Below are 23065 nucleotides of genomic sequence, written 5' to 3'. Positions count from 1 at the left end.
CCCGCCTTGTCGCTACACCATTCTTAACGATTCAGCCAATTTTTTATGTTGCTTTTTTGTAAACGGATTAACACTTAATGAAAATCCTGTTATTGTGCCTTACGCGGTACCGGGCATTTACCCTACTAACTACTGTCTCACAGGAGCGTGAAGAGAATCGCCCATCTACAAAAGCGCCGCATTATGACAATGAGAGCGAGGAGATATCGTCGTGCTAGAAGAATACCGTAAGCACGTAGCTGAGCGTGCTGCCCAGGGGATTGTGCCAAAACCGTTAGACGCAACCCAAATGGCCGCACTTGTCGAGCTGCTGAAGACCCCGCCTGTGGGCGAAGAAGAATTCCTGTTAGACCTGTTGATCAACCGCGTTCCTCCTGGCGTAGATGAAGCCGCTTATGTTAAAGCGGGTTTTCTCGCTGCCGTCGCGAAAGGCGACACCACCTCCCCGCTGGTGACTCCAGAAAAAGCCATTGAACTGCTGGGCACCATGCAGGGTGGTTACAACATTCATCCGCTGATCGACGCGCTTGACGACGCAAAACTGGCGCCGATTGCCGCCAAAGCGCTCTCTTCAACGCTGCTGATGTTCGATAACTTCTACGATGTAGAAGAAAAAGCCAAAGCGGGCAACGAATATGCGAAGCAGGTAATGCAGTCCTGGGCCGATGCCGAATGGTTCCTGAACCGTCCTGCTCTGGCTGAAAAAATCACCGTTACCGTGTTTAAAGTGACGGGTGAAACCAACACCGATGACCTCTCTCCGGCACCGGACGCATGGTCTCGCCCGGATATCCCTCTGCACGCGCTGGCGATGCTGAAAAACGCCCGTGAAGGTATCGAACCGGACCAGCCGGGCGCGGTAGGCCCGATCAAACAGATTGAAGAACTGCAGAAAAAAGGCTACCCGCTGGCGTATGTGGGTGACGTTGTTGGTACCGGCTCTTCGCGTAAATCTGCAACCAACTCCGTACTGTGGTTCATGGGCGATGATATCCCTCATGTACCGAACAAGCGCGGCGGCGGTCTGTGTCTCGGCGGCAAAATTGCACCTATCTTCTTTAATACCATGGAAGATGCGGGCGCACTGCCAATCGAAGTGGACGTCTCGAACATGAACATGGGCGACGTGATTGACGTTTACCCGTTCAAAGGAGAAGTGCGTAACCATGAAACCGGCGAATTGCTGGCAAGCTTTGAGCTGAAAACTGATGTGCTGATCGACGAAGTGCGCGCTGGTGGCCGTATTCCACTGATCATCGGTCGTGGCCTGACTACTAAAGCGCGCGAAGCGCTGGGACTGCCGCACAGCGACGTATTCCGTCAGGCGAAAGACGTGGCGGAAAGCAGCCGCGGCTTCTCTCTGGCGCAGAAAATGGTGGGCCGCGCCTGCGGCGTGAAAGGTATCCGTCCGGGCGCGTACTGCGAACCGAAGATGACCTCTGTGGGTTCTCAGGATACCACCGGCCCGATGACCCGTGATGAACTGAAAGACCTGGCGTGCCTGGGCTTCTCTGCTGACCTGGTGATGCAGTCCTTCTGTCACACTGCCGCGTATCCGAAGCCGGTTGACGTGACCACGCACCACACTCTGCCGGACTTCATCATGAACCGTGGCGGCGTGTCGCTGCGTCCGGGCGATGGCGTAATCCACTCCTGGCTGAACCGCATGCTGTTGCCGGATACCGTCGGCACCGGCGGTGACTCCCATACTCGTTTCCCGATTGGCATCTCCTTCCCGGCGGGTTCTGGCCTGGTGGCGTTTGCTGCTGCGACCGGCGTGATGCCGCTGGATATGCCGGAATCCGTTCTGGTGCGTTTCAAAGGCAAAATGCAGCCGGGGATTACCCTGCGCGATCTGGTACACGCCATTCCGCTGTACGCGATCAAACAGGGTCTGCTGACCGTTGAGAAGAAAGGTAAGAAAAACATCTTCTCTGGCCGCATCCTCGAAATCGAAGGTCTGCCGGATCTGAAAGTGGAGCAGGCGTTCGAACTGACCGATGCCTCCGCTGAACGTTCCGCTGCCGGTTGTACCATCAAACTGAACAAAGAGCCGATCGTTGAGTATCTGAACTCTAACATCGTTCTGCTGAAGTGGATGATCGCTGAAGGTTACGGCGATCGCCGTACGCTGGAGCGTCGTGTGCAGGGGATGGAAAAATGGCTGGCGGATCCGCAATTGCTGGAAGCCGACGCTGACGCAGAATACGCGGCGGTGATCGACATCGATCTGGCGGATATCAAAGAGCCAATCCTGTGTGCACCGAACGATCCGGACGACGCGCGTCTGCTGTCTGACGTGCAGGGCGAGAAGATCGATGAAGTCTTCATCGGCTCCTGCATGACCAACATCGGCCACTTCCGTGCGGCGGGTAAACTGCTGGATGCACACAAAGGCCAGTTGCCGACGCGTCTGTGGGTGGCTCCGCCAACCCGTATGGATGCGGCGCAGCTGACCGAAGAAGGCTACTACAGCGTGTTTGGTAAGAGCGGTGCGCGTATTGAGATCCCAGGCTGTTCGCTGTGCATGGGTAACCAGGCGCGTGTGGCTGACGGCGCAACGGTGGTCTCGACCTCTACCCGTAACTTCCCGAACCGTTTAGGTACCGGGGCGAACGTCTACCTGGCTTCTGCGGAACTGGCGGCGGTTGCGGCGCTGATTGGCAAACTGCCGACGGCGGAAGAGTATCAGACCTATGTGGCGCAGGTTGATAAGACGGCGGTGGATACTTACCGTTATCTGAACTTCGACCAGTTGTCTCAGTATACTGAGAAAGCCGATGGTGTGATTTTCCAGACCGCGGTGTAATACGCTAACGCGATTTGTGTAAAAACGCATCAATGCCCGGAGAAGTCTGCTTCTCCGGGCATTTTTATTTCTATTCCTTATACCCGCTACACTTTTTTTCTGCCGCGCTGCTGCGATAATTACAGCAAGGCGCAATGCGGTATTGGCGCATTGCCGGGAGCAGAGGAAGACATTATGGATTACGAATTTCTGCGCGATATTACCGGAGTGGTAAAAGTGCGTATGTCCATGGGCCACGAGGTGGTGGGGCACTGGTTTAACGAAGAAGTGAAAGAGAACCTGGCCTTACTTGATGAAGTGGAACAGGCGGCGCATGCGGTGAAGGGCAGTGAGCGCTCCTGGCAGCGAGCAGGGCATGAATACACGCTCTGGCTGGATGGTGAAGAGGTGATGGTGCGCGCCAATCAGCTGGAATTCTCCGGAGATGAAATGGAAGAGGGGATGAGCTACTACGACGAAGAGAGCTTTTCACTCTGCGGCGTAGAGGACTTTCTTCAGGTCGTGGCGGCGTACCGCGAGTTTGTACAACAATCCTGAGATATTTCAGATATCAATGAAGCCGGGTGAGACGAACCCGGCTTTTTTTCATTGAAATGATTATTTGATTTTTATTAATCATTTTAAAACTGTGATCTGCCGCGTTTGCGATCTGTTTTTGATTGAATATAATCTTTATGATTTTATTTAATCACAACACAACAACAGGCGGGAAGACCATGAACATCAAGAAGGCAATAGAACGCGTACCCGGCGGCATGATGGTAGTGCCGTTGGTTATCGGTGCCATTATCAACACTTTTGCCCCGCAGGCGTTGCAGATCGGTGGATTCACCACGGCTTTATTTAAAAATGGTGCGGCTCCTTTGATCGGCGCGTTCCTGCTCTGCATGGGGGCGGGAATTAGTGTAAAGGCGGCACCACAGGCTTTGTTACAAGGCGGTACGATTACGCTGACGAAATTGCTGGTCGCAATCGCGATTGGTCTCGGGGTTGAACACCTGTTTGGTGCAGAAGGCATCTTTGGCTTGAGCGGTGTCGCCATTATTGCGGCAATGAGTAACTCCAATGGCGGGCTTTATGCGGCGCTGGTTGGGGAATTTGGCAACGAACGTGATGTCGGTGCGATTTCTATTCTGTCTTTGAATGACGGACCTTTCTTTACCATGATTGCACTGGGTGCTGCGGGTATGGCAAACATTCCTGTCATGGCGCTGGTGGCAGTTCTGGTACCGTTGGCGGTAGGTATGATCCTCGGTAACCTCGATGCCAATATGCGTGACTTCCTGACCAAAGGCGGTCCGTTGCTCATTCCTTTCTTTGCGTTTGCACTTGGGGCTGGCATTAATCTGGAAATGCTGCTGCAGGGTGGTCTGGCAGGCATTCTGCTTGGCGTGCTGACCACCTTTGTTGGCGGCTTCTTTAACATTCGTGCCGATCGTCTGGTAGGCGGAAGTGGTATTGCTGGCGCCGCTGCATCCAGTACAGCGGGGAACGCCGTCGCGACGCCGCTGGCGATAGCACAAGCCGATCCATCGTTGGCAGAGGTTGCCGCTGCGGCTGCGCCGTTGATTGCTGCGTCGGTAATTACCACCGCTATTCTGACGCCAATTCTTACGTCGTGGGTGGCGAAAAAACAGGCGCGTCAGGCGGTGCAGGAGAAGAAAGCATGAAAATGATCGTTATCGCCGATGATTTTACGGGGTCTAACGATACCGGCGTACAGTTGGCGAAAAAAGGCGCACGCACTGAGGTCATGCTTACATCGGCACAGAAGCCTTCTCGTCGCGTCGATGTTCTGGTCATCAACACGGAAAGTCGGGCGATGCCTGCAATGCAGGCCGCAGCAGCTGTACAACAGGCGTTAGCGCCATGGTGTGAAGAAGCAATAAAACCGCTGGTGTACAAAAAAATCGACTCGACATTCCGTGGCAACGTAGGGGCTGAAGTTACTGCTGCCATGCACACAGCTGGTCGGACGCAGGCCGTTATTGCGGCGGCGATTCCTGCCGCCGGGCGTACCACACGGGATGGATTATGCCTGGTTCATGGCGTACCGCTGTTGGAGACGGAATTCGCCAGCGATCCGAAAACGCCAATTCTCTCTTCACGTATTGCTGAACTGCTCGCGTTACAAAGCGATATCCCGGTACATGAGGTGTCGCTAGCGGATGTGCGTCGGGGAAGCTTGAGTGCGTTGCTGAGCGGATTCGCGACAGCAGGTGAATGTATGGTGGTGGTGGATGCGCAAGAGGAACGAGATCTCGCGTTGATTGCTCAGGCTGTCTGTGAGCAAAAACAGATGCCACTACTGGTCGGGGCGGCGGGGCTTGCCAATGCGCTACCGGCCGGAACGTTTATGCAAGAAAAGCAGGAATTGCCGGTGTTGGTTGTGGCGGGCTCAATGAGCGAAGCAACGCGACGTCAGGTGGAAAAGGCCTTGTGTCAGGACCGGGCAAAGGTGGTGGACGTTGATGCCGCACGCCTGGCAGGGTCAGAATTCGAGCAGGAAATGGCCTCCGTTATTGAGCAGGCTTGTGGGCTGTTGAGTCAACAACACCACACGATCCTGCGCACCAGTCGGCGTGCTGAAGACCGGGATATGATCGACGCGCTGTGTCGTAACGTGGAAATGAGCCGACAACAGCTAGGAGAACTGCTGAGCCAGCGTCTCGGAATGATAACGCTGCACATTATTGAACAGGCACGTATCGGCGGCTTGTTCCTGACCGGAGGTGATATTGCCACGGCGGTCGCCAGTGCGTTGGGAGCCGAAGGGTATCGCATTCAAAGTGAGGTTGCCCCCTGTATTCCGTGTGGAACGTTTGTGAATAGCGAGATTGATGACTTGCCTGTGATTACCAAAGCGGGCGGATTCGGTTCTGACACGACCCTTTGTGATGCGCTGTATTTTATTGAGGAGATGTACCGTGGTAACTAAAACAATTGCGATTACGATGGGAGATCCGGCGGGGATTGGTCCGGAAATTATTGTTAAAGCGCTACGCGAGGATGAGCTTAACGGTGCGCCGTTAGTGGTGGTTGGGTGCCTGAAAACGCTGCATCGATTGCAGGCCCAGGGGTTGGCCGAAGGGGTGACATTTCGCGCTATTGAACAGGTCGCCGATGCCCGATTTACACCAGATACGATTCATGTGATTGATGAACCGTTGGCACAACCCGATGAACTTGTTCCGGGAACCGTACAGGCGCAGGCGGGCGATCTGGCCTATCGCTGTGTGAAACGCGCGACGGAACTGGCAATGAAGGGTGATGTGCATGCGATTGCGACCGCGCCGTTGAACAAAGAAGCATTGCATCTTGGTGGACACAATTATCCCGGACATACGGAACTGCTGGCAACGCTGACGGAAAGTCGTGATTACGCAATGGTGCTGTACACAGACAAACTGAAAGTCATCCATGTTTCCACGCATATCGCTCTGCGCAAATTCCTCGATACGCTCAATGGGCAACGTGTCGAAACGGTGATTGGCATTGCCGATACCTTCCTGAAGCGCGTAGGCTTTGCGCATCCGCGTATTGCCGTTGCGGGAGTGAACCCACATGCCGGTGAGAATGGCCTGTTTGGCGATGAGGAAATCCGTATTGTCGGGCCTGCGATTGAAAATATGAAGGCGAAGGGGATGGATGTTTACGGTCCGTGCCCACCGGATACCGTGTTTTTACAGGCTTATGAAGGCCAGTATGACATGGTCGTGGCGATGTACCACGACCAGGGACATATCCCACTGAAGTTGCTCGGTTTTTATGATGGCGTAAATATCACAGCAGGTTTGCCGTTCATTCGTACTTCTGCCGATCATGGTACGGCATTTGATATCGCCTGGACGGGAAAAGCAAAATCTGAGAGCATGGTCGTATCGATCAAACTGGCAATGCAACTGGCGTAATTTACTGTTATGAAAGGGCAACACCGTCTGGATAAGATAGTGGCGTATTTGAAAAATCATACGCTGGTTACCGTGGAACAATTGGTTGATGCGGTTGACGCTTCACCAGCAACGATCAGACGCGATCTCATTAAGCTGGATGAACAGGGTGTGATCAGCCGTAGCCACGGCGGTGTTGCGTTACGACGCTTTGAAGCGGCGCAGCCGACCACGAACGAAAAGCAACTGCGTTCGCGTGCTGAGAAACGGGCGATTGCGCGTTTTGCCGCCTCAATGGTGCGCGCGGGCGATGCCGTGGTGCTTGACGCCGGTACCACGATGCTGGAATTGGCAAAATGTTTGACGCATTTGCCGCTGCGCGTCATTACCGTTGATCTACACATTGCCCTGTTTTTGTCAGAATTTCGCCAGATAGAGGTGACGATCGTCGGTGGGCGCATCGATGACAGTAGCCAGTCCTGTATTGGTGAGTTTGGCCGGAAAATGTTGCGCAGCGTCTATCCTGATATCGCTTTTATGAGCTGTAACACCTGGAGTATGGAAAAGGGCGTAACCACGCCCACGGAAGACAAAGCGGGATTAAAGCAGGAAATTATTGCTAATGCTCAACGCAAGGTATTACTGGCGGATAGCAGCAAGTACGGTGCGCATTCGTTATTTAACGTCGCGCCGCTCAGCCGCTTTACCGATGTTGTTACCGATGTGAATTTAGCGCCAAACGCGCAGGCTGAATTAAAAGCGCAATCCGTTGCCCTCTCGCTGGTTCAGCCAGAGTAATGGTAATATCAACCGTGGTCGTGCCGGAGATTATTTTACGTAAGCCAACAGGCTCAGGGAGTCACGTGCCAGCGCTTTGCATTTCTTGGCCGTTGGGATGCCTATACCGCTGAGGTCGCGGTAGCTGTCTTCACCCAACGCTTTCATATTGAAGGTGTCGTAATTACTTAGGTCCCACTGGTTTTGCTGGGCAAAAAAGACCAGTGCGCGACGAATCTGCCCATTTGGCAAATTCTGGTATCCACAGTCATTTTTCAGAAAAACAAAAACTGCCGTTAAATCGGCCATATCTTCGGCTTCGGACTCACTAAGCGCGTAGCTGTTTGCGCATACGGCCATCAGGCTGCCGAACAAAACGGTTCTGAAAAACGTCTTCATTGCTTCTACCACTGCATCACGGAATTTAAACGTTAGCACACTGCGAGCGAAGCGACGACCTTTATTATTAGCCGTTTACTTGACCTTCCCGTAAGGGGAGGGCTTATGCTTAAAAGATAGCCTGCTTAAGCTGCTGAATATAAGGAAGTGATTATGCAACGTCGTGACTTTTTAAAGTACTCTGTGGCGCTGGGTGTCGCGTTAGCGTTACCTCTGTGGAGCCGGAGCGTATTTGCTGCAGACCGTCCCGCATTACCCATTCCAGACCTGTTAACCGCAGATGCCTCTAACCGTATGCAGCTGATCGTGCAAGCCGGACAGTCGAGTTTTGCAGGCAAAACAGCCACGACCTGGGGATATAACGGCAGTTTGCTCGGGCCGGCGGTCAAGCTGAGTAAAGGGCAATCGGTGACGGTGGATATCCATAACCAGCTTGCCGAAGAGACGACGTTGCACTGGCACGGGCTGGAAATCCCCGGTGAAGTCGACGGTGGCCCGCAAGGTATTATTCCGGCGGGTGGGAAACGTTCTGTGACCTTCACACCGGATCAGCGCGCGGCAACCTGCTGGTTCCACCCGCATCAGCATGGGAAGACCGGTCATCAGGTGGCGATGGGCCTGGCCGGGCTGGTGCTGATTGAAGATGAAGAGATTCGCAAGCTGCTGCTGCCTAAGCAGTGGGGCATTGATGATGTGCCGGTGATTATTCAGGATAAACAGTTCTCTGCTGATGGTCAGGTTAACTATCAACTGGACATCATGACCGCTGCCGTCGGTTGGTTTGGCGATACGCTGCTAACCAATGGGGCGATTTATCCTCAGCATGCTGCACCGCGCGGTTGGCTACGCCTGCGTCTGCTAAATGGTTGTAACGCACGCTCACTGAATATCGCGGCCAGCGACAATCGTCCTTTGTACGTTATTGCCAGCGACGGCGGACTGTTGGCGGAGCCAGTAAAAGTAACCGAACTTCCTATGCTGATGGGCGAACGCTTTGAAGTGCTGGTGGACGTGAGCGACGGTAAAGCGTTTGATCTGGTCACTCTGCCTGTGGGTCAGATGGGCATGGCGATTGCGCCATTTGATAAGCCGCATCCGGTGATGCGCGTTCAGCCACTGCTGATTACCGCTTCCGGCACGCTGCCGGATACGCTGACATCCATGCCGGCGCTGCCATCGCTTGAGGGGCTGACGGTGCGCAAACTGCAATTATCGATGGACCCAATGCTCGACATGATGGGCATGCAAATGTTGATGAAGAAGTACGGCGCTCAGGCTATGGCGGGTATGGATCATGGCAAGATGATGGGTCATATGAATAATGACAATATGGGCCACGGGAGCATGAAGCATGGCAATATGAACCACGGTGAGATGGGGAATATGCAGCATGGTGACATGGGCAACATGAAGCATGGAACATTCGATTTCCATAATGCCAACCGGATTAATGGTCAGGCGTTTGATATGAATAAACCGATGTTTGCCGCGGCGAAAGGTCAACACGAACGCTGGGTGATTTCCGGTCAGGGCGACATGATGCTGCATCCGTTCCACATTCACGGCACGCAGTTCCGTATTCTGTCTGAAAATGGCAAAGCGCCTGCTGCGCACCGCGCGGGATGGAAAGATACGGTGCGGGTAGAGGGCGGCGTGAGCGAGGTGCTGGTGAAATTTGACCACGACGCGCCAAAGGAACATGCCTATATGGCGCACTGCCATTTGTTAGAGCATGAGGATACCGGGATGATGCTCGGTTTTACCGTATAAACAGCGGCGGATAGCGGTGGCGCTATCCGCTAAATGTTTATTTCAAAAACGGATTATTACTCTATCGTCGAGTAAAAGCATTCATATACTGATGAGGTTAATCACTCATCACGAGGTATTCATGACCCTTTTGCGTAAAGTACTGACGGCATCTTTTATTATGCTTCTGGCGGTTTCGGCACAGGCTGCGATGAAGATGGAACGCCAACAGATTTCAAAACTGAATTTAAGTCTCGAAATTCCGCAGACGCTCACGCCGATGCCGGACGAAATGGCAAAAATCAAATACCCTTCTGAAAACCGTCCACAGGTGATTTACGGTGACGAACGCGGTAAAGCGTCTCTAGGTATTACCGCCGGGCGCAACGCGTTGCCTGCCGCTCAGTTGGATATGGCAAAGGATGCGACGCTGAAGATGCTGACCAACTTCAAGCCGCAGGCGGAACCTGTCACGGTTGATGGACATAAAGCGTGGCTGATTACTTTCCGTTCTCAAGCGCCGGATACTGAAATTCTCAATATGCTGCTGATTACCTCGCAAAACGAGAAAGCGGTGCAGGTCTCCTTCAATATGACCAAAGATCTTGTGGCTCAGTATCAGGAAGCCGCAAAAGCGTCGTTACTGTCACTGAAGTTTGAATAAAAAAACGCCCGCTGATTAGCGGGCGTTTTCCATTTTACTTCGCGTCGTCCGGCAACGCGTATGCCACGATATAATCGCCCATCTTGGTGCCAAATGAGCCGTGGCCCCCGGCGGATATCACCACATACTGCTTACCGTTAACTTCATACGTCATCGGCGTTGCCTGGCCGCCTGCCGGAAGCCGACCCTGCCACAGTTTTTCACCGTTGCTCATGTTGTATGCGCGCAGATAGTTATCGGCAGTCGCGGCTATAAACAGCACGTTACCCGCGGTGGAGATAGGTCCACCCAGCATCGGCATCCCCATATTGAACGGCACCGGAACCGGCATTGGGAATGGCATGCTGTCCTGTGGCGTACCAATGCGTTTTTTCCACACCACTTGATTGGTTTTCAGATCTACGGCGGAAATGTAGCCCCATGCTGGCTGTTTACACGGCAGGCCAAATGGTGAAAGGAATGGATTAAGCGTTACGCCGAATGGTACGCCGTACTGCGGCTGAATCCCGGACTCTGTGCCAGTACCTTTGGCATCTTTCGGCGGCTCCATCGGGTTGCCGGGACCGCGTGGGATCAGCTTAGAAACGAACGGCAGCGCCATCGGGTTGGCAATGGCTACCTGACGGTTGGGATCAACGGAAATACCGCCCCATTCGAACATGCCGAGGTTACCCGGGAACACCAGAGTGCCTTGCTCTGAAGGCGGGGTAAAAATGCCTTCATAGCGCAGCTGGTGGAACATTACGCGGCACACCAACTGGTCAAACATGGTTGCGCCCCACATATCCGCACCACTGAGATCTTTTTGCGGACGGAAACTGAGATCGGAGAACGGCTGGGTTTTGCTGACATAATCACCTTTGGCTGCACCTTGCGGCACCGGTTTTTCCGGTGCAGGCACCACCAGTTCACCATTACGGCGGTCGAGCACAAAGATATTACCGGTTTTTGCCGGGGCATAAATGACCGGAATTTTCTCTCCATTGACGTTGATATCCGCCAGGGTTGGCTGCGCCGGTAAGTCCATATCCCACAGATCGTGGTGAACGGTCTGATAGCTCCAGGCCAATTTCCCGGTCGTGGCATTTAACGCCAGAATGGCGCTGGCGTAACGTTCCTGTTCCGGTGTGCGGTTACCGCCCCAGATATCCGGCGTGGTAACGCCCATGGGCAGATACACCAGATCCAGCTTCGCGTCGTAGGCCGCAGGCGCCCAGGAGTTGGGTGAGTTAAAGGTGAAGGTATGTTCATCTGACGGGATGAAATTAGGATCCTTGGCACCGGGATCAAACGCCCACAGAAGCTTGCCGTTATTGACGTCAAAACCACGTATCACCCCGGATGTTTCGCGGGTTGAGTAGTTATCGGTTACCGACCCGGCAATAACGATAGTTTTATCGGTGATTATCGGGGGAGACGTCGGTTCGTACAGGCCCGGTGAGGTATCCGGCATATTGGTCTGCAGATTCAAAATACCTTTATTGGCGAAGGTTTCGCACAGCTTGCCGGTCTCGGCATTCAAGGCAAACAGTCGACCATCATTGACCGGCAAAAGGATGCGGCGCGGACAGTCGGCCATCACCTCTGCAGAAGCTGTATCCGGTCTGGCTTCATGATAAGAAACGCCGCGACAGGTTACGTGCTGGAAGCTGGTATTGGTATTGAGTTGGGGATCGAAATGCCACTTCTCTTTCCCGCTGGCCGCATCCAGGGCGAACAGCCGCTGGTGGGCGGTACACAGATAAAGAGTATCCCCTACTTTTATTGGCGTGACTTCATTGGTGATTTCGCCGGGATCGTTGGGTTGTTTTAAATCCCCGGTACGAAATACCCATGCTTCTTTCAACTGATGAACGTTGTCAGCGTTAATTTGTTTTAACGGTGAGTAGCGTTGACCCTCCTGATTGCGACCGTAAGCCGGCCAGTCCTCGTCGGCAACCGCTGAGATTGCATCGGCCTGAGAGGTATCTGCACTCAGCGTGCCGTGAACCTCTTGTGGGTCGTTGAAGCCAGCCCAGGTCAGGATACCGCCGCTAATCAGCAGGGCCACCACCAGCGCCGCTACTGCGCCACTGGAAGGGATAATCAGGCGATGCCAGACGAAAGGCAGGATAAGCCAGATACCAAAGAAGACCAGGATGTCGCTACGCGGCGTCAGCGCCCAGAAATCAAAGCCGACTTCCCAGACGCCCCAAATCATGGTGGCGAGAAGCAGGGCGGCATACAGCCAAAGGGCGGAGCGGTTACTGCGCCACAGCAGGAGAGCCACACCGAGCATGGCAAGGCCCGCGATCGGGTAATACCAGGAGCCACCGATGGCGACCAGCCAGCCTCCACCAATCAGGAGATATAGTCCACAAAGTGCCGCAAACAGGGCGCTCAGGGTCACGATAAGCCGTTGAGAACGTACGTTGTTATTTGCCATAAAAAATACCATCACAGGTGTTATTTCTTTAATAGCAGTTAATTATAGGAGCTAAAACGCGTGATAAACGTCACATTATGAACTTTATCAACAGATGCCGCGTATGAATGCTTTTGCTGGTATACTGCGTGCCTTGCGCTTAGATGCTGGCTTATTAAAAGTTAGCATTGAGTGATTTGTTTTTAAATCATATGGTTAGAGATATGAAACATACTGTTGAAGTCATGATCCCGGAAGCGGAGATCAAAGCGCGTATTGCTGAACTGGGACGTCAGATTAACGAACGTTACAAGGACAGCGGCAGCGATATGGTGCTGGTTGGTCTGTTACGCGGCTCATTTATGTTTATGGCCGACCTGTGCCGTGAAGTGCATGTCTCCCACGAAGTCGATTTCATGACTGCTTCCAGCTATGGCAGCGGAATGTCCACCACGCGCGATGTTAAAATCCTGAAAGACCTGGATGAAGACATTCGTGGCAAGGACGTGCTGATTGTCGAAGACATCATCGACTCCGGTAATACGTTGTCCAAAGTGCGTGAGATTCTGAGCCTGCGCGAGCCGAAATCCCTGGCTATTTGTACGCTGCTGGACAAACCTACCCGTCGTGAAGTGGATGTTCCGGTTGAGTTTATCGGATTCTCTATCCCAGATGAGTTTGTTGTCGGCTATGGCATTGACTATGCCCAGCGTTATCGCCATTTGCCGTACGTTGGCAAAGTGGTGCTGCTGGACGAGTAATGTCGGGAGCGCCTGATGGCGCTTTGCTTATTCGGCCTGCACGATACTTCCCCGCAGGCCGAAAAGCGACTTAAGCGTCGCTGCCGCTTGTTGGTATCTGCTTGTGATTGGTATGTTTCTGGCTGAGGTTAGACAGCCCCTGGCGATAGCGCTGCTCCAGCGTTTCGCGACTGGTGGCGGTGACGTCCAGATCGCGCAGCAGGCCATCATGAATACCGTAAGCCCAGCCGTGAATGGTAACTTTCTGACCGCGCTTCCAGGCTGAACGCATGATGGTTGAGTGGCCCAAGTTGTAGACCTGCTCCATTACATTCAGTTCGCACAGGGTGTCAATGCGACGTTCCTGCGGCATTTCGCCCAGCAGTGAACTGTGTTTAAACCAGATATCGCGAATATGCAGTAACCAGTTATCAATCAGCCCCTGTTCTTTATTTTCAATAGCCGCCTGTACGCCACCACATCCATAGTGGCCGCAAATAATAATATGTTCCACTTCCAGCACATCCACCGCATACTGAACCACTGAGAGACAGTTCAGGTCGGTGTGAATAACCAGATTGGCAACATTACGGTGAACAAATAATTCACCCGGCTCAAGACCGGTTAAACGTTCTGCGGGAACGCGACTGTCGGAACATCCAATCCATAAAAAGCGCGGATTTTGTGCGTGAGTCAGCGTTTCAAAAAATCCGGGATCCTCTTCTACCAGCATCTTTGACCATAGCGCGTTGTTGCTGATGAGTGTATCTATGTCTTTCATGGAGGCTGTAACCAATTGAATTGCGTTGCGCTAATATAGGTTAACTCCTGATTTATTAAAACCAAATATCAAGCATTAGAATGTAAGGTAAGTAAAAAACCATGACCATTGCTCTGGAACTTCAACAACTTAAAAAAACCTATCCCGGTGGCGTTCAGGCGTTACGCGGAATAGATTTGCAAGTCGAAGCGGGGGATTTTTATGCGCTTTTGGGTCCGAATGGCGCAGGCAAGTCCACCACCATCGGGATAATCAGCTCGCTGGTGAATAAAACCTCTGGGCGGGTGAGCGTCTTCGGATACGATCTTGAAAAAGATACCGTTAATGCGAAACGCCAGCTTGGTCTGGTACCGCAGGAGTTTAACTTTAACCCGTTTGAAACCGTGCAGCAGATCGTAGTCAACCAGGCGGGTTATTACGGCGTTGAGTATAAAGAGGCGGTCAAACGCAGCGAATTATATTTAAAGCAGCTCGATTTATGGGAAAAACGTAACGAGCGCGCGCGCATGCTCTCCGGCGGGATGAAACGCCGTCTGATGATTGCCCGCGCACTAATGCACGAGCCTAAATTACTCATCCTTGATGAACCGACGGCGGGGGTCGACATTGAGCTGCGTCGTTCAATGTGGGGTTTTTTAAAGGATTTAAACGACAAAGGCACCACGATTATTCTGACCACTCACTATCTCGAAGAAGCGGAAATGCTGTGTCGCAACATCGGCATTATTCAGCACGGCGAGCTGGTGGAAAACACCTCGATGAAGAGCCTGCTCTCTAAGCTGAAATCCGAGACCTTTATTCTCGATCTGGCGCCGAAAAGCCCGCTGCCAAAACTGGAGGGCTATCAATACCGGCTGGTGGATACCTCCACACTGGAAGTTGAAGTACTGCGTGAACAAGGGGTCAACAGCGTGTTCTCACAGCTGAGCGCCCAGGGCATTCAGGTATTGAGTATGCGAAACAAAGCGAACCGACTGGAAGAACTGTTTGTTTCTCTGGTGCATGAAAAACAAGGAGATCGCGCATGATGCAGCTTTATTGGGTTGCGCTGAAAAGCATCTGGGCGAAAGAGATCCACCGCTTTATGCGTATCTGGGTCCAGACTCTGGTTCCTCCCGTCATTACTATGACGCTCTATTTTATTATCTTTGGTAACCTGATCGGCTCGCGTATCGGCGAAATGCATGGTTTTAGCTACATGCAGTTTATCGTGCCAGGGCTGATTATGATGGCGGTAATTACCAACTCGTACGCCAACGTGGCATCGTCATTCTTCAGCGCCAAGTTTCAACGCAACATTGAAGAGCTACTGGTCGCTCCGGTACCGACGCACGTGATCATCGCCGGTTTTGTTGGCGGCGGCGTGGCGCGTGGCCTGTGCGTAGGGATCCTGGTAACAGCGATTTCGCTGTTCTTCGTGCCGTTCCAGGTGCATTCCTGGGTCTTTGTGGCGCTTACGCTGGTGTTAACAGCGGTGCTGTTTTCGCTGGCCGGTCTGTTGAACGCGGTTTTCGCTAAAACCTTTGACGATATCAGCCTGATCCCAACCTTCGTGCTGACTCCGCTGACCTATCTGGGCGGCGTTTTCTATTCGTTAACGCTGCTGCCGCCATTCTGGCAGGGACTGTCCCATCTGAACCCGATTGTCTACATGATTAGCGGTTTCCGTTACGGCTTCCTGGGGATCCACGATGTTCCGCTGGTCACCACCTTTGGCGTGCTGGTGGTGTTTATCGCAGCATTTTATTTGCTGTGCTGGTACCTGATTCAGCGCGGACGCGGCCTGCGCAGCTAAGTCTTTCTTCCTCTCCTTACCAGGGAGAGGAAGACTTTTGATGCTTATCACCATTACGGATTTATCACCCTGATAAACTACTTGCCTGCTAAGGAGGTAGGCAATGCTAGGTTGGGTAATTACCTGTCATGATGATAAGGCACAGGATATGCTGCATCGTCTGGAGAAAAAGTACGGCCCGTTGGTTCAATGCCAGGCGGTGAGTTTTTGGCGTGGGCTTAGCTCGAATATGCTAAGCCGCATGATGTGCCATGCCCTGCATGCTACAGACTCTGGCGAGGGTGTGATATTCCTGACGGATATGGCCGGGGCCGCGCCTTACCGCGTGGCTTCGTTAATGAGCCATAAACATCCCCAGTGTGAAGTGATTTCAGGTATCAGTTATCCATTGCTTGAGCGAATGCTTTCGTCGCGGGAATCGATGAGCAGTTCTGCGTTTCGTGATAGCATCGTTGCGCTTGGCGGGCCAGAAGTCTCTAGCCTCTGGCATCAACAACAGAAAAATCCCCCCTTCGTGTTGAAGCATGATTTGTATGAGTATTAATCATTGGTATTGATGGCGCTTTTGCTACAATAGCCGGGGTTTCTCGCCTCGGTTATCTCATATGGTGATGCGCGTTCTGCTTGTTTTATTGCTCCTGTTTTCTGGCAGCATAGCTGCGGCTTTGCCTGCTCGCTACATGCAAACCACCGAAGCAGCCGCCGTGTGGGCGCAGATTGGCAACAAGATGGTGACGGTAGGAAATATTCGCGCCGGGCAGATCCTCGCCGTTGAGCCAATTGCGGCAGACTATTACGAATTTACCTTTGGTTTTGGTACCGGGTTTATTGATAAAGGGCATCTGGAGCCTGTGCAGGGGCGGCAGAAAGTCGACGATGGTCTGGGCGATCTCAATAAACCCCTCAGCAACCAAAGCCTGATCACCTGGAAAGATACGCCGGTTTATAACGCTCCGGATGTTGGTAGCGCCCCGTTTGGCGTGCTGGCGGATAATCTGCGTTATCCGGTTATCAGCAAGCTTAAAGACCGTCTCAACCAAACCTGGTACCAGATCCGTATTGGCGGCAGACTGGCCTATATCAGCGCTCTGGATGCGCAGGAAGACAACGGTATCCCGGTGTTAACCTATCACCATATTCTGCGCGATGAAGAGAATACCCGTTTTCGCCACACCTCCACGACAACCTCCGTACGCGCCTTCAGCAACCAGATGGCCTGGCTACAGGACCGCGGCTACACCACGTTGACGATGTACCAACTGGAAGGCTATGTTCGCAACAATATGAATCTCCCGGCGCGGGCGGTGGTGCTGACTTTTGATGATGGTCTGAAGTCGGTGAGTCGTTATGCTTACCCGATTCTGAAGCAGCACGGCATGAAGGCAACGGCGTTTATTATCTCCTCACGTATCAAGCGCCACCCGCAGAAGTGGGATCCGAAATCACTGCAGTTTATGAGCATCGCGGAACTGAATGAGATCAGGGACGTGTTCGACTTCCTGTCGCATACCCATTTTTTACATCGGGTTGATGCGAATCACCGGCCAATCCTGCTGAGTCGCAGCTATCACAATATTCTGTTTGATTTTGCCCGTTCGCGTCGGGCGTTGTCTCAGTTTAACCCTCACGTTCTTTATCTTTCGTATCCGTTTGGCGGCTATAACGCCACGGCAGTAAAAGCGGCAGGCGACGCGGGATTCCACATGGCGGTCACCACGGTGAGAGGGAAGGTTAAACCGGGGGATAATCCGTTCTTATTGAAAAGACTTTATATTTTAAGAACGGATTCGCTGGAGACGATGTCGCGGCTGATAAGTAATCAGCCGCAAGGGTAAGGGCTGTCAGGCAACCTGTACCGGAATGGCTTTCGCGGTGCGCTTCATTTCGTTGTCGCCTTCAAAGTAGGCCACTTTCGGACGCCAGGTGCGGGCTTCTTCATCAGACATGGTGACGAAGCTGGCGATAATCACAATGTCGCCGACTTCAGCACAGTGCGCCGCTGCGCCGTTCACCGAGATGATTCTGGAGCCGCGTTCAGCCGCAATCGCATAGGTTGAGAAACGTTTACCGTTGGTCACGTTCCAGATATCAATAGCTTCGTTTTCCAGAATACCAGAGGCATCGAGGAAATCCTGGTCGATGGCGCAGGAGCCTTCGTAGTGCAGGTCCGCCTGCGTGACTTTTACGCGGTGGAGCTTGCCTTGCAGCATGGTGCGAATCATAACTTCTATACCCTGTCGTTTACCTTGGCTAAGCAGGCACTACTGGCCTGCTTTGAGAAATTCTCAGGCAGTATTGCCTGATTTTTAACCCCTGTCTACTGGGCTAATGTAACGCTTTGATTATCGATCAGACGTGCCTGACCCAGCCAGGCGGCGGCCAGAATCACCGCGCGTTTACTGGTTTCCGTCAGCTCCAGCAGCGTGTCGGCATCACGAATCTGAATATCGTCGGCACGGAAGCCTTTTTCATTCAGTTCCTGCTCGGCAATGGCAATAATCTCTTCCTGGTCACGATGGCCGGCAAGCAGCTTTTCAGCGATGCCGTTCATCACTTTGTGCAGACCCGGCGCAATTTTTCGCTGCTCTGCGGTCAGATAACCGTTACGTGAGCTAAGCGCCAGACCGTCTTTGGCGCGAATAATCGGCACGCCAACGATCTCAATGTCATAACCCAGATCCGCCACCATTTTGCGGATCAGTGCGAGCTGCTGGAAATCTTTCTCACCAAAGCAGGCGATATCTGGCTGGATCAGGTTAAACAGCTTGCTGACGATAGTGGAAACGCCACGGAAATGGCCTGGACGACTGGCGCCTTCCAGCATGGTGGAGAGACCGGGAACTTCAACGAACGTCTGGCCTTCCAGCCCCTGCGGGTAGATTTCCTCAACGGCAGGCGCAAAAACGTAATCGACTTTACGCTTGTTCAGCTTTTCACAATCTTCCTGCAGCGTGCGCGGATAGCGCACCAGATCGTCCGGTCGGTCAAACTGCATCGGGTTGACGAAAATGCTGACGATCACCACATCAGCCCGCGCTTTTGCCTCATCGACCAGCTTCATATGGCCGTCGTGCAGGTTGCCCATGGTGGGAACCAGAGCGACGCGTTTGCCTTCCTGACGCAGACGACGAATATGCTGGCGCAGCAGCGGCAGGGTTTCAATGATTAACACGACAAGACTCCTTGAGTTGCCTGAGGAACCGTAGGCCGGATAAGACGTTTACGCCGCCATCCGGCAATATGCAGCGAACCGCCTGATGGCGCTACGCTTTTCAGGCCGATATATGGCCTGAAAAATTAGTGGAAACTGTGTTCTTCGCCCGGATAAACGCCGGACTCCACTTCAGCCATATACTGCCGCACTGCGGCGCGCATGTCGCCTGCTTCATTGAGGAAATTCTTCGCAAATTTCGGGATGTGGCCACCGGTAATACCAAAGGCATCGTGCATGACGAGGATTTGTCCATCGGTGACGTTACCAGCGCCGATACCGATAACCGGAATCGACAGCGCTTCGGTGACGCGCTTCGCCAACTCAACCGGCACGCACTCCAGCACCAGCAACTGAGCGCCAGCGGCTTCTAAGGCCAGCGCGTCATCCAGCAATACCTGCCCGGCGTCGCCGCGGCCCTGAATTTTATAGCCGCCGAAAATATTCACCGACTGCGGTGTTAATCCCAGATGACCGCAAACCGGTACGGCGCGTTCGGTGAGCATTTTTACCGTATCCACCAGCCAGGCGCCGCCTTCAATTTTGACCATATTAGCGCCCGCCCGCATCACCACCGCGGCGTTTTCAAATGCTTGTTCCGGCGTGGCGTAAGCCATAAATGGCAGGTCGGAGAGTAGCAGACAGTTGGGGGCGCCACGACGTACGGCACGAGTGTGGTAAGCAATATCTTCAACGGTGACCGGTAAGGTGGAGTCATGCCCCTGAATCGTCATGCCCAGCGAGTCGCCAACCAGCATCACATTAATGCCTTCGTCGGCAAATAACTTAGCAAAGCTGTAGTCGTAGGCGGTAATGGTTGCGAAGCGTTTTTTCTCTTGCTTGCATTTCTGCAGCAGTGAAATGGTGGTGGGTTTCATAACATTTCCTGATGATGAAAGTCATATTTATCGGCATTCTAACAGTCACATTCAGGGGGGCAATTGTTTTAAGCAACCGTTTGGCACTAAAGTAGTAAACGCTGAAGGGGAGAGGATACTTTACCAGTGTGCAGGTTTTGCGGCACCAAGATGGGTGAGGTGCTGATGCAGGCTGATACCCTCCGGGAAGATAAGCTCAGGTGCAATTTCAGCGAGCGGCCACAGCATAAAACCACGGTTTTTCATGTCGTAGTGCGGTACGGTCAGACGTTCGGTGTTAATCACTTCATCGCCAAACAGCATAATATCGAGGTCCAGAGTGCGCGGCCCCCAGCGTTCGGCTTTACGTACGCGTCCCTGTTGCAGCTCAATGCGTTGGGTATGATTAAGCAATTCTTCGGGAGCGAGAGTGGTTTCCAGCGCCACGGCAGCGTTCAGGTAATCTGGCTGATCCTGTGGGCCTAATGGCGGTGTGCGGTAAAAGGAGGAAACAGCGACGATACGGCTGTCGGGAATGTCGCCAATCGCTTTTACGGCAGCATTAACCTGCTCCAGAGGAGAGGCCAGATTACTGCCGAGAGCGATATAGGCGATGGTCACGCGGAACCTTCACGGCGCGGGGCGCGTTTACGCGGGCGACGATGACGACGGCGTTCTGGTTCTTCGTCGAGTTCGTTGAGCATGCCTTTTTGTTCCGGCGGTGCTGAAACCTGGAATTCTCCCCACCACTGCGCCAGACGCTGCAGTTCAGCGTTGTTTTCCACTTCGGCACGCAGGGCCAGCAGATCGTAAGCGGCGCGGAACTTCGGATGCTCCATCAGCTTCCAGGCGCGTTTGCCCTGGCGACGAGACATGCGTAGTTGCAACTGCCAGATATCACGGGTCAGCGAGGTCAGACGTTTCGGGATCGCCAGCGAGCGGCAGGCTTCATCCAGTACGTCGTTCATCGCCAGTGCGAAGGCATCGTAGTAAGCCAGACCGCTTTCCTGGGCAATTTTCTGCGCAGCTTCCAGTAACGGATACCAGAACATGGCGGCGAATAAGAACGCCGGGTTAACGCGCATATCATTGTGGATGCGGTTATCGGTATTCTTCAGCACCTGAGCGATGATGCGTTCCATTGGGCTGTCACCGTCTTCGGTGAAATAGCGCGTAATGGTGGGGAACAGCGGCTGGAACAGGCTGTACTCACGCAATTTTTTATAGGTTTCATACCCATAGCCCGCCTGTAAGAGTTTGAGCGCTTCTTCAAACAGGCGTGCGGGGGGAATATCGTTAAGCAGTGTTGCCAGACGCGGGATTGGCTCAGCGGTTTCCGGGCTGATACGCATGTCGAGCTTGGCGGCAAAGCGCACGGCCCGCAGCATACGTACAGGGTCTTCGCGGTAGCGCGTTTCCGGATTACCGATCAGGCGAACGATGCCCTCTTCGAGATCCTGCATGCCACCAACGTAATCACGCACGGTGAAATCGGCCACGCTGTAATACAGGCTGTTAATCGTGAAATCGCGACGCTGGGCATCTTCTTCGATGGAACCGAAGATGTTGTCGCGCAGCAGCATACCGTTTTGTCCGCGCTGTGAGGTTGTGCGATCGGACTCGCTGCCTTCATGATGACCACGGAAAGTTGCCACTTCGATAATTTCCGGGCCAAACATGACATGGGCCAGACGGAAACGGCGACCAACCAGACGACAGTTACGAAACAGTTTTCGCACCTGATCTGGCGTGGCGTTAGTCGTGACATCAAAATCTTTCGGCTTTTTGCCCAGCAAAAGATCGCGTACGCCTCCGCCAACCAGCCATGCCTCGTATCCGGCCTTATTGAGCCTGTACATTACCTTCAGGGCATTTTCACTGATATCTTTGCGGGAGATAGAGTGCTGCTCACGCGGGATTACCGTCATATGTGGACGGGCGACGGCGAGCTCGGCCTCGCGCTCCTCGCGGCTTAGCACCTTGCGGCAAAAATTAGCGACTCGGGTAAAAATAGTGCACCTCGGTAGTGTCAAACTTCAATCAGAACAAGTGTTGCTGTGTAAAAATAGCGGCTAATCATAGCTCAGCATGATGCATTTGAGAATGGCGGATTTACGATCGCCGATTCTGGCACCGCTGTCAGACTCCAGTTTTCAATGGCAAACGTGAGAATCTGATCCACGCGCATCTCCTGCCACGGGATATCGGAGTGCTGGCCGAGAAAGCGCAGCGCAGCAACAATCACCGGGCGTGGATCGCCTTGCGGCAGTGCAGGTGCATGATTTTGTTTTGAAAGTTTAGCGCCTTGTTCGTTGAGCGCCAGCGGCAGATGAATATAGTCCGGCGCTTGCCAGCCGAACTGTTGATACAACGAAATTTGCCGTACCGTCGGTTCGATAAGATCGGCACCGCGCACAATTTCCGTCACGCCCTGGAAGTGGTCGTCTACCACCACCGCGAGGTTATAGGCAAACAGCCCGTCGCGACGGTGAATAATAAAATCTTCCTTTGCAAGCCGCGGATCAGCCTGAATCACACCGCGCAGTTGGTCCGTAAACTGCATCACCGGATGGCGTTGCTTAATGCGGACCGCCGCCTGTTCAGGCCCGTGGCGTAGCTCACGGCAATAACCGTCGTAAATGCCGCCGACGCTTTGAATACGCGCGCGCGTACAGGTGCAGTAATAGCTCAGTTCCTGCTGATGCAGCCAGGCCAGCGCCTCGCGGTAGGCGTCATGACGCTGGGATTGCCATAAAATATCGCCATCCCAGTGCAGTCCGTAATGTTCCAGCTGACGCAGAATCGTGTCTGCAGCACCGGGAACTTCACGAGGGGGGTCAATATCTTCAATGCGTACCCGCCAGATTCCGCGACGAGCACGGGCCTGCAGGTAACTCCCGAGGGCGGCAATCAGTGAACCAAAATGGAGTTCGCCAGAGGGGGAAGGGGCGAAGCGGCCAATATAATGTGAATCGCTCATTTTGCGGGC

Annotated in this window: 22 protein-coding genes; 13 read left to right on the top strand and 9 right to left on the bottom strand. The window is 53.3% G+C overall.

The window, feature by feature from the left end; all coding sequences use genetic code 11:
• Positions 1–211: 211 nt before the first annotated feature.
• The 6 genes from acnB to HV229_RS20825 all read left to right on the top strand — a co-directional run bounded on the left by acnB (position 212) and on the right by HV229_RS20825 (position 7497).
• Positions 212–2809: a bifunctional aconitate hydratase 2/2-methylisocitrate dehydratase gene (gene acnB, locus HV229_RS20850; RefSeq protein WP_016151723.1), complete on the top strand. Its 2598-nt coding sequence runs from the start codon at positions 212–214 to the stop codon at positions 2807–2809.
• A gap of 174 nt (positions 2810–2983) precedes the next feature.
• Positions 2984–3346 (top strand): protein YacL, encoded by a 363-nt coding sequence (gene yacL, locus HV229_RS20845; RefSeq protein ID WP_016151724.1) that lies wholly within the window; start codon positions 2984–2986, stop codon positions 3344–3346.
• 179 nt (positions 3347–3525) lie between these two features.
• Positions 3526–4479 (top strand): 2-keto-3-deoxygluconate permease 1, encoded by a 954-nt coding sequence (locus tag HV229_RS20840; RefSeq protein WP_016151725.1) that lies wholly within the window; start codon positions 3526–3528, stop codon positions 4477–4479.
• A complete protein-coding gene (locus HV229_RS20835) occupies positions 4476–5747 on the top strand; it encodes a D-threonate kinase (RefSeq protein WP_080859363.1) in 1272 nt (423 codons plus the stop codon). The genes HV229_RS20840 and HV229_RS20835 overlap by 4 nt, the downstream gene beginning before the upstream one ends.
• On the top strand, positions 5737–6720 hold the full coding sequence (locus HV229_RS20830; protein ID WP_181546284.1) for a D-threonate 4-phosphate dehydrogenase: 984 nt from the start codon (positions 5737–5739) through the stop codon (positions 6718–6720). The genes HV229_RS20835 and HV229_RS20830 overlap by 11 nt, the downstream gene beginning before the upstream one ends.
• A gap of 9 nt (positions 6721–6729) precedes the next feature.
• Positions 6730–7497: a DeoR/GlpR family DNA-binding transcription regulator gene (locus HV229_RS20825; RefSeq protein ID WP_046275359.1), complete on the top strand. Its 768-nt coding sequence runs from the start codon at positions 6730–6732 to the stop codon at positions 7495–7497.
• Between the two features lie 30 nt (positions 7498–7527).
• Here HV229_RS20825 and HV229_RS20820 read toward each other — a convergent pair whose 3' ends face one another.
• The gene (locus tag HV229_RS20820) at positions 7528–7875 is read right to left on the bottom strand and encodes a YacC family pilotin-like protein (protein WP_003018667.1); all 348 of its coding nucleotides are present in this window, start codon (positions 7873–7875) and stop codon (positions 7528–7530) included.
• Positions 7876–8028: 153 nt separating this feature from the next.
• On the opposite strand from HV229_RS20820, the gene cueO reads away from it, so the two are divergent.
• Both cueO and HV229_RS20810 read left to right on the top strand, forming a co-directional pair.
• Positions 8029–9645: a multicopper oxidase CueO gene (cueO, locus tag HV229_RS20815; RefSeq protein ID WP_181546282.1), complete on the top strand. Its 1617-nt coding sequence runs from the start codon at positions 8029–8031 to the stop codon at positions 9643–9645.
• A 121-nt stretch (positions 9646–9766) separates the two neighbouring features.
• The gene (locus tag HV229_RS20810; RefSeq protein ID WP_016155709.1) at positions 9767–10288 is read left to right on the top strand and encodes a hypothetical protein; all 522 of its coding nucleotides are present in this window, start codon (positions 9767–9769) and stop codon (positions 10286–10288) included.
• A gap of 34 nt (positions 10289–10322) precedes the next feature.
• On the opposite strand, the gene HV229_RS20805 is transcribed toward HV229_RS20810, so the two are convergent.
• Positions 10323–12713 (bottom strand): glucose/quinate/shikimate family membrane-bound PQQ-dependent dehydrogenase, encoded by a 2391-nt coding sequence (locus HV229_RS20805; protein WP_032931273.1) that lies wholly within the window; start codon positions 12711–12713, stop codon positions 10323–10325.
• Between the two features lie 203 nt (positions 12714–12916).
• Here HV229_RS20805 and hpt point away from each other — a divergent pair, with 203 nt between their 5' ends.
• Positions 12917–13453, top strand: a complete 537-nt coding sequence (hpt, locus tag HV229_RS20800) for a hypoxanthine phosphoribosyltransferase (RefSeq protein WP_016151732.1) — start codon at positions 12917–12919, stop codon at positions 13451–13453.
• Between the two features lie 70 nt (positions 13454–13523).
• On the opposite strand, the gene can is transcribed toward hpt, so the two are convergent.
• Positions 13524–14213 carry a carbonate dehydratase gene (can, locus tag HV229_RS20795; RefSeq protein ID WP_016151733.1) on the bottom strand — a complete coding sequence of 230 codons (690 nt, stop codon included), beginning with the start codon at positions 14211–14213 and terminating at the stop codon, positions 13524–13526.
• A 101-nt stretch (positions 14214–14314) separates the two neighbouring features.
• On the opposite strand from can, the gene HV229_RS20790 reads away from it, so the two are divergent.
• The 4 genes from HV229_RS20790 (at position 14315) to HV229_RS20775 (ending at position 17843) form a co-directional block, all read left to right on the top strand.
• Positions 14315–15241 carry an ABC transporter ATP-binding protein gene (locus tag HV229_RS20790; protein WP_046275357.1) on the top strand — a complete coding sequence of 309 codons (927 nt, stop codon included), beginning with the start codon at positions 14315–14317 and terminating at the stop codon, positions 15239–15241.
• A complete protein-coding gene (locus tag HV229_RS20785) occupies positions 15238–16008 on the top strand; it encodes an ABC transporter permease (protein ID WP_003829467.1) in 771 nt (256 codons plus the stop codon). Before HV229_RS20790 ends, HV229_RS20785 begins: the two co-directional genes overlap by 4 nt.
• Positions 16009–16111: 103 nt before the next feature.
• Positions 16112–16552 (top strand): PTS sugar transporter subunit IIA, encoded by a 441-nt coding sequence (locus HV229_RS20780; protein WP_016151735.1) that lies wholly within the window; start codon positions 16112–16114, stop codon positions 16550–16552.
• Between the two features lie 61 nt (positions 16553–16613).
• A complete protein-coding gene (locus HV229_RS20775) occupies positions 16614–17843 on the top strand; it encodes a polysaccharide deacetylase family protein (RefSeq protein ID WP_181546280.1) in 1230 nt (409 codons plus the stop codon).
• A 6-nt stretch (positions 17844–17849) separates the two neighbouring features.
• Here HV229_RS20775 and panD read toward each other — a convergent pair whose 3' ends face one another.
• From panD to gluQRS, 6 genes are all read right to left on the bottom strand, one after another.
• Entirely contained in the window at positions 17850–18230 is a 381-nt protein-coding gene (gene panD, locus HV229_RS20770) for an aspartate 1-decarboxylase (protein WP_000621526.1), read from the bottom strand.
• Positions 18231–18325: 95 nt separating this feature from the next.
• Positions 18326–19180 (bottom strand): pantoate--beta-alanine ligase, encoded by an 855-nt coding sequence (gene panC / locus HV229_RS20765; RefSeq protein WP_016151737.1) that lies wholly within the window; start codon positions 19178–19180, stop codon positions 18326–18328.
• Between the two features lie 125 nt (positions 19181–19305).
• Positions 19306–20097 carry a 3-methyl-2-oxobutanoate hydroxymethyltransferase gene (gene panB, locus HV229_RS20760; RefSeq protein ID WP_003829230.1) on the bottom strand — a complete coding sequence of 264 codons (792 nt, stop codon included), beginning with the start codon at positions 20095–20097 and terminating at the stop codon, positions 19306–19308.
• 120 nt (positions 20098–20217) lie between these two features.
• The gene (folK, locus tag HV229_RS20755; protein ID WP_016151739.1) at positions 20218–20697 is read right to left on the bottom strand and encodes a 2-amino-4-hydroxy-6-hydroxymethyldihydropteridine diphosphokinase; all 480 of its coding nucleotides are present in this window, start codon (positions 20695–20697) and stop codon (positions 20218–20220) included.
• Positions 20694–22088, bottom strand: coding sequence for a polynucleotide adenylyltransferase PcnB (gene pcnB, locus HV229_RS20750; protein ID WP_203457720.1), 1395 nt, complete (start codon positions 22086–22088; stop codon positions 20694–20696). The genes folK and pcnB overlap by 4 nt, the downstream gene beginning before the upstream one ends.
• A 71-nt stretch (positions 22089–22159) precedes the next feature.
• On the bottom strand, positions 22160–23056 hold the full coding sequence (gene gluQRS / locus HV229_RS20745; RefSeq protein WP_181546278.1) for a tRNA glutamyl-Q(34) synthetase GluQRS: 897 nt from the start codon (positions 23054–23056) through the stop codon (positions 22160–22162).
• Positions 23057–23065: the final 9 nt, after the last annotated feature.

Source organism: Citrobacter sp. RHBSTW-00524, assembly GCF_013747755.1.
In the GTDB taxonomy this organism is placed as follows: Bacteria; Pseudomonadota; Gammaproteobacteria; order Enterobacterales; family Enterobacteriaceae; genus Citrobacter; species Citrobacter braakii.
This window is presented reverse-complemented; position numbering and strand designations above follow the sequence as displayed.

What these genes read in the sequence shown, in the direction of transcription:
- yacL (WP_016151724.1), top strand. Translation starts at nt 2,984, where the DNA reads ATGGATTACGAATTTCTGCGCGATATTACCGGAGTGGTAAAAGTGCGT.
- HV229_RS20840 (WP_016151725.1), top strand. Translation starts at nt 3,526, where the DNA reads ATGAACATCAAGAAGGCAATAGAACGCGTACCCGGCGGCATGATGGTA.
- HV229_RS20835 (WP_080859363.1), top strand. Translation starts at nt 4,476, where the DNA reads ATGAAAATGATCGTTATCGCCGATGATTTTACGGGGTCTAACGATACC.
- HV229_RS20825 (WP_046275359.1), top strand. Translation starts at nt 6,730, where the DNA reads ATGAAAGGGCAACACCGTCTGGATAAGATAGTGGCGTATTTGAAAAAT.
- HV229_RS20820 (WP_003018667.1), bottom strand. Translation starts at nt 7,875, where the DNA reads ATGAAGACGTTTTTCAGAACCGTTTTGTTCGGCAGCCTGATGGCCGTA.
- cueO (WP_181546282.1), top strand. Translation starts at nt 8,029, where the DNA reads ATGCAACGTCGTGACTTTTTAAAGTACTCTGTGGCGCTGGGTGTCGCG.
- HV229_RS20810 (WP_016155709.1), top strand. Translation starts at nt 9,767, where the DNA reads ATGACCCTTTTGCGTAAAGTACTGACGGCATCTTTTATTATGCTTCTG.
- HV229_RS20805 (WP_032931273.1), bottom strand. Translation starts at nt 12,713, where the DNA reads ATGGCAAATAACAACGTACGTTCTCAACGGCTTATCGTGACCCTGAGC.
- hpt (WP_016151732.1), top strand. Translation starts at nt 12,917, where the DNA reads ATGAAACATACTGTTGAAGTCATGATCCCGGAAGCGGAGATCAAAGCG.
- can (WP_016151733.1), bottom strand. Translation starts at nt 14,213, where the DNA reads ATGAAAGACATAGATACACTCATCAGCAACAACGCGCTATGGTCAAAG.
- HV229_RS20790 (WP_046275357.1), top strand. Translation starts at nt 14,315, where the DNA reads ATGACCATTGCTCTGGAACTTCAACAACTTAAAAAAACCTATCCCGGT.
- HV229_RS20785 (WP_003829467.1), top strand. Translation starts at nt 15,238, where the DNA reads ATGATGCAGCTTTATTGGGTTGCGCTGAAAAGCATCTGGGCGAAAGAG.
- HV229_RS20780 (WP_016151735.1), top strand. Translation starts at nt 16,112, where the DNA reads ATGCTAGGTTGGGTAATTACCTGTCATGATGATAAGGCACAGGATATG.
- HV229_RS20775 (WP_181546280.1), top strand. Translation starts at nt 16,614, where the DNA reads ATGGTGATGCGCGTTCTGCTTGTTTTATTGCTCCTGTTTTCTGGCAGC.
- panD (WP_000621526.1), bottom strand. Translation starts at nt 18,230, where the DNA reads ATGATTCGCACCATGCTGCAAGGCAAGCTCCACCGCGTAAAAGTCACG.
- panB (WP_003829230.1), bottom strand. Translation starts at nt 20,097, where the DNA reads ATGAAACCCACCACCATTTCACTGCTGCAGAAATGCAAGCAAGAGAAA.
- gluQRS (WP_181546278.1), bottom strand. Translation starts at nt 23,056, where the DNA reads ATGAGCGATTCACATTATATTGGCCGCTTCGCCCCTTCCCCCTCTGGC.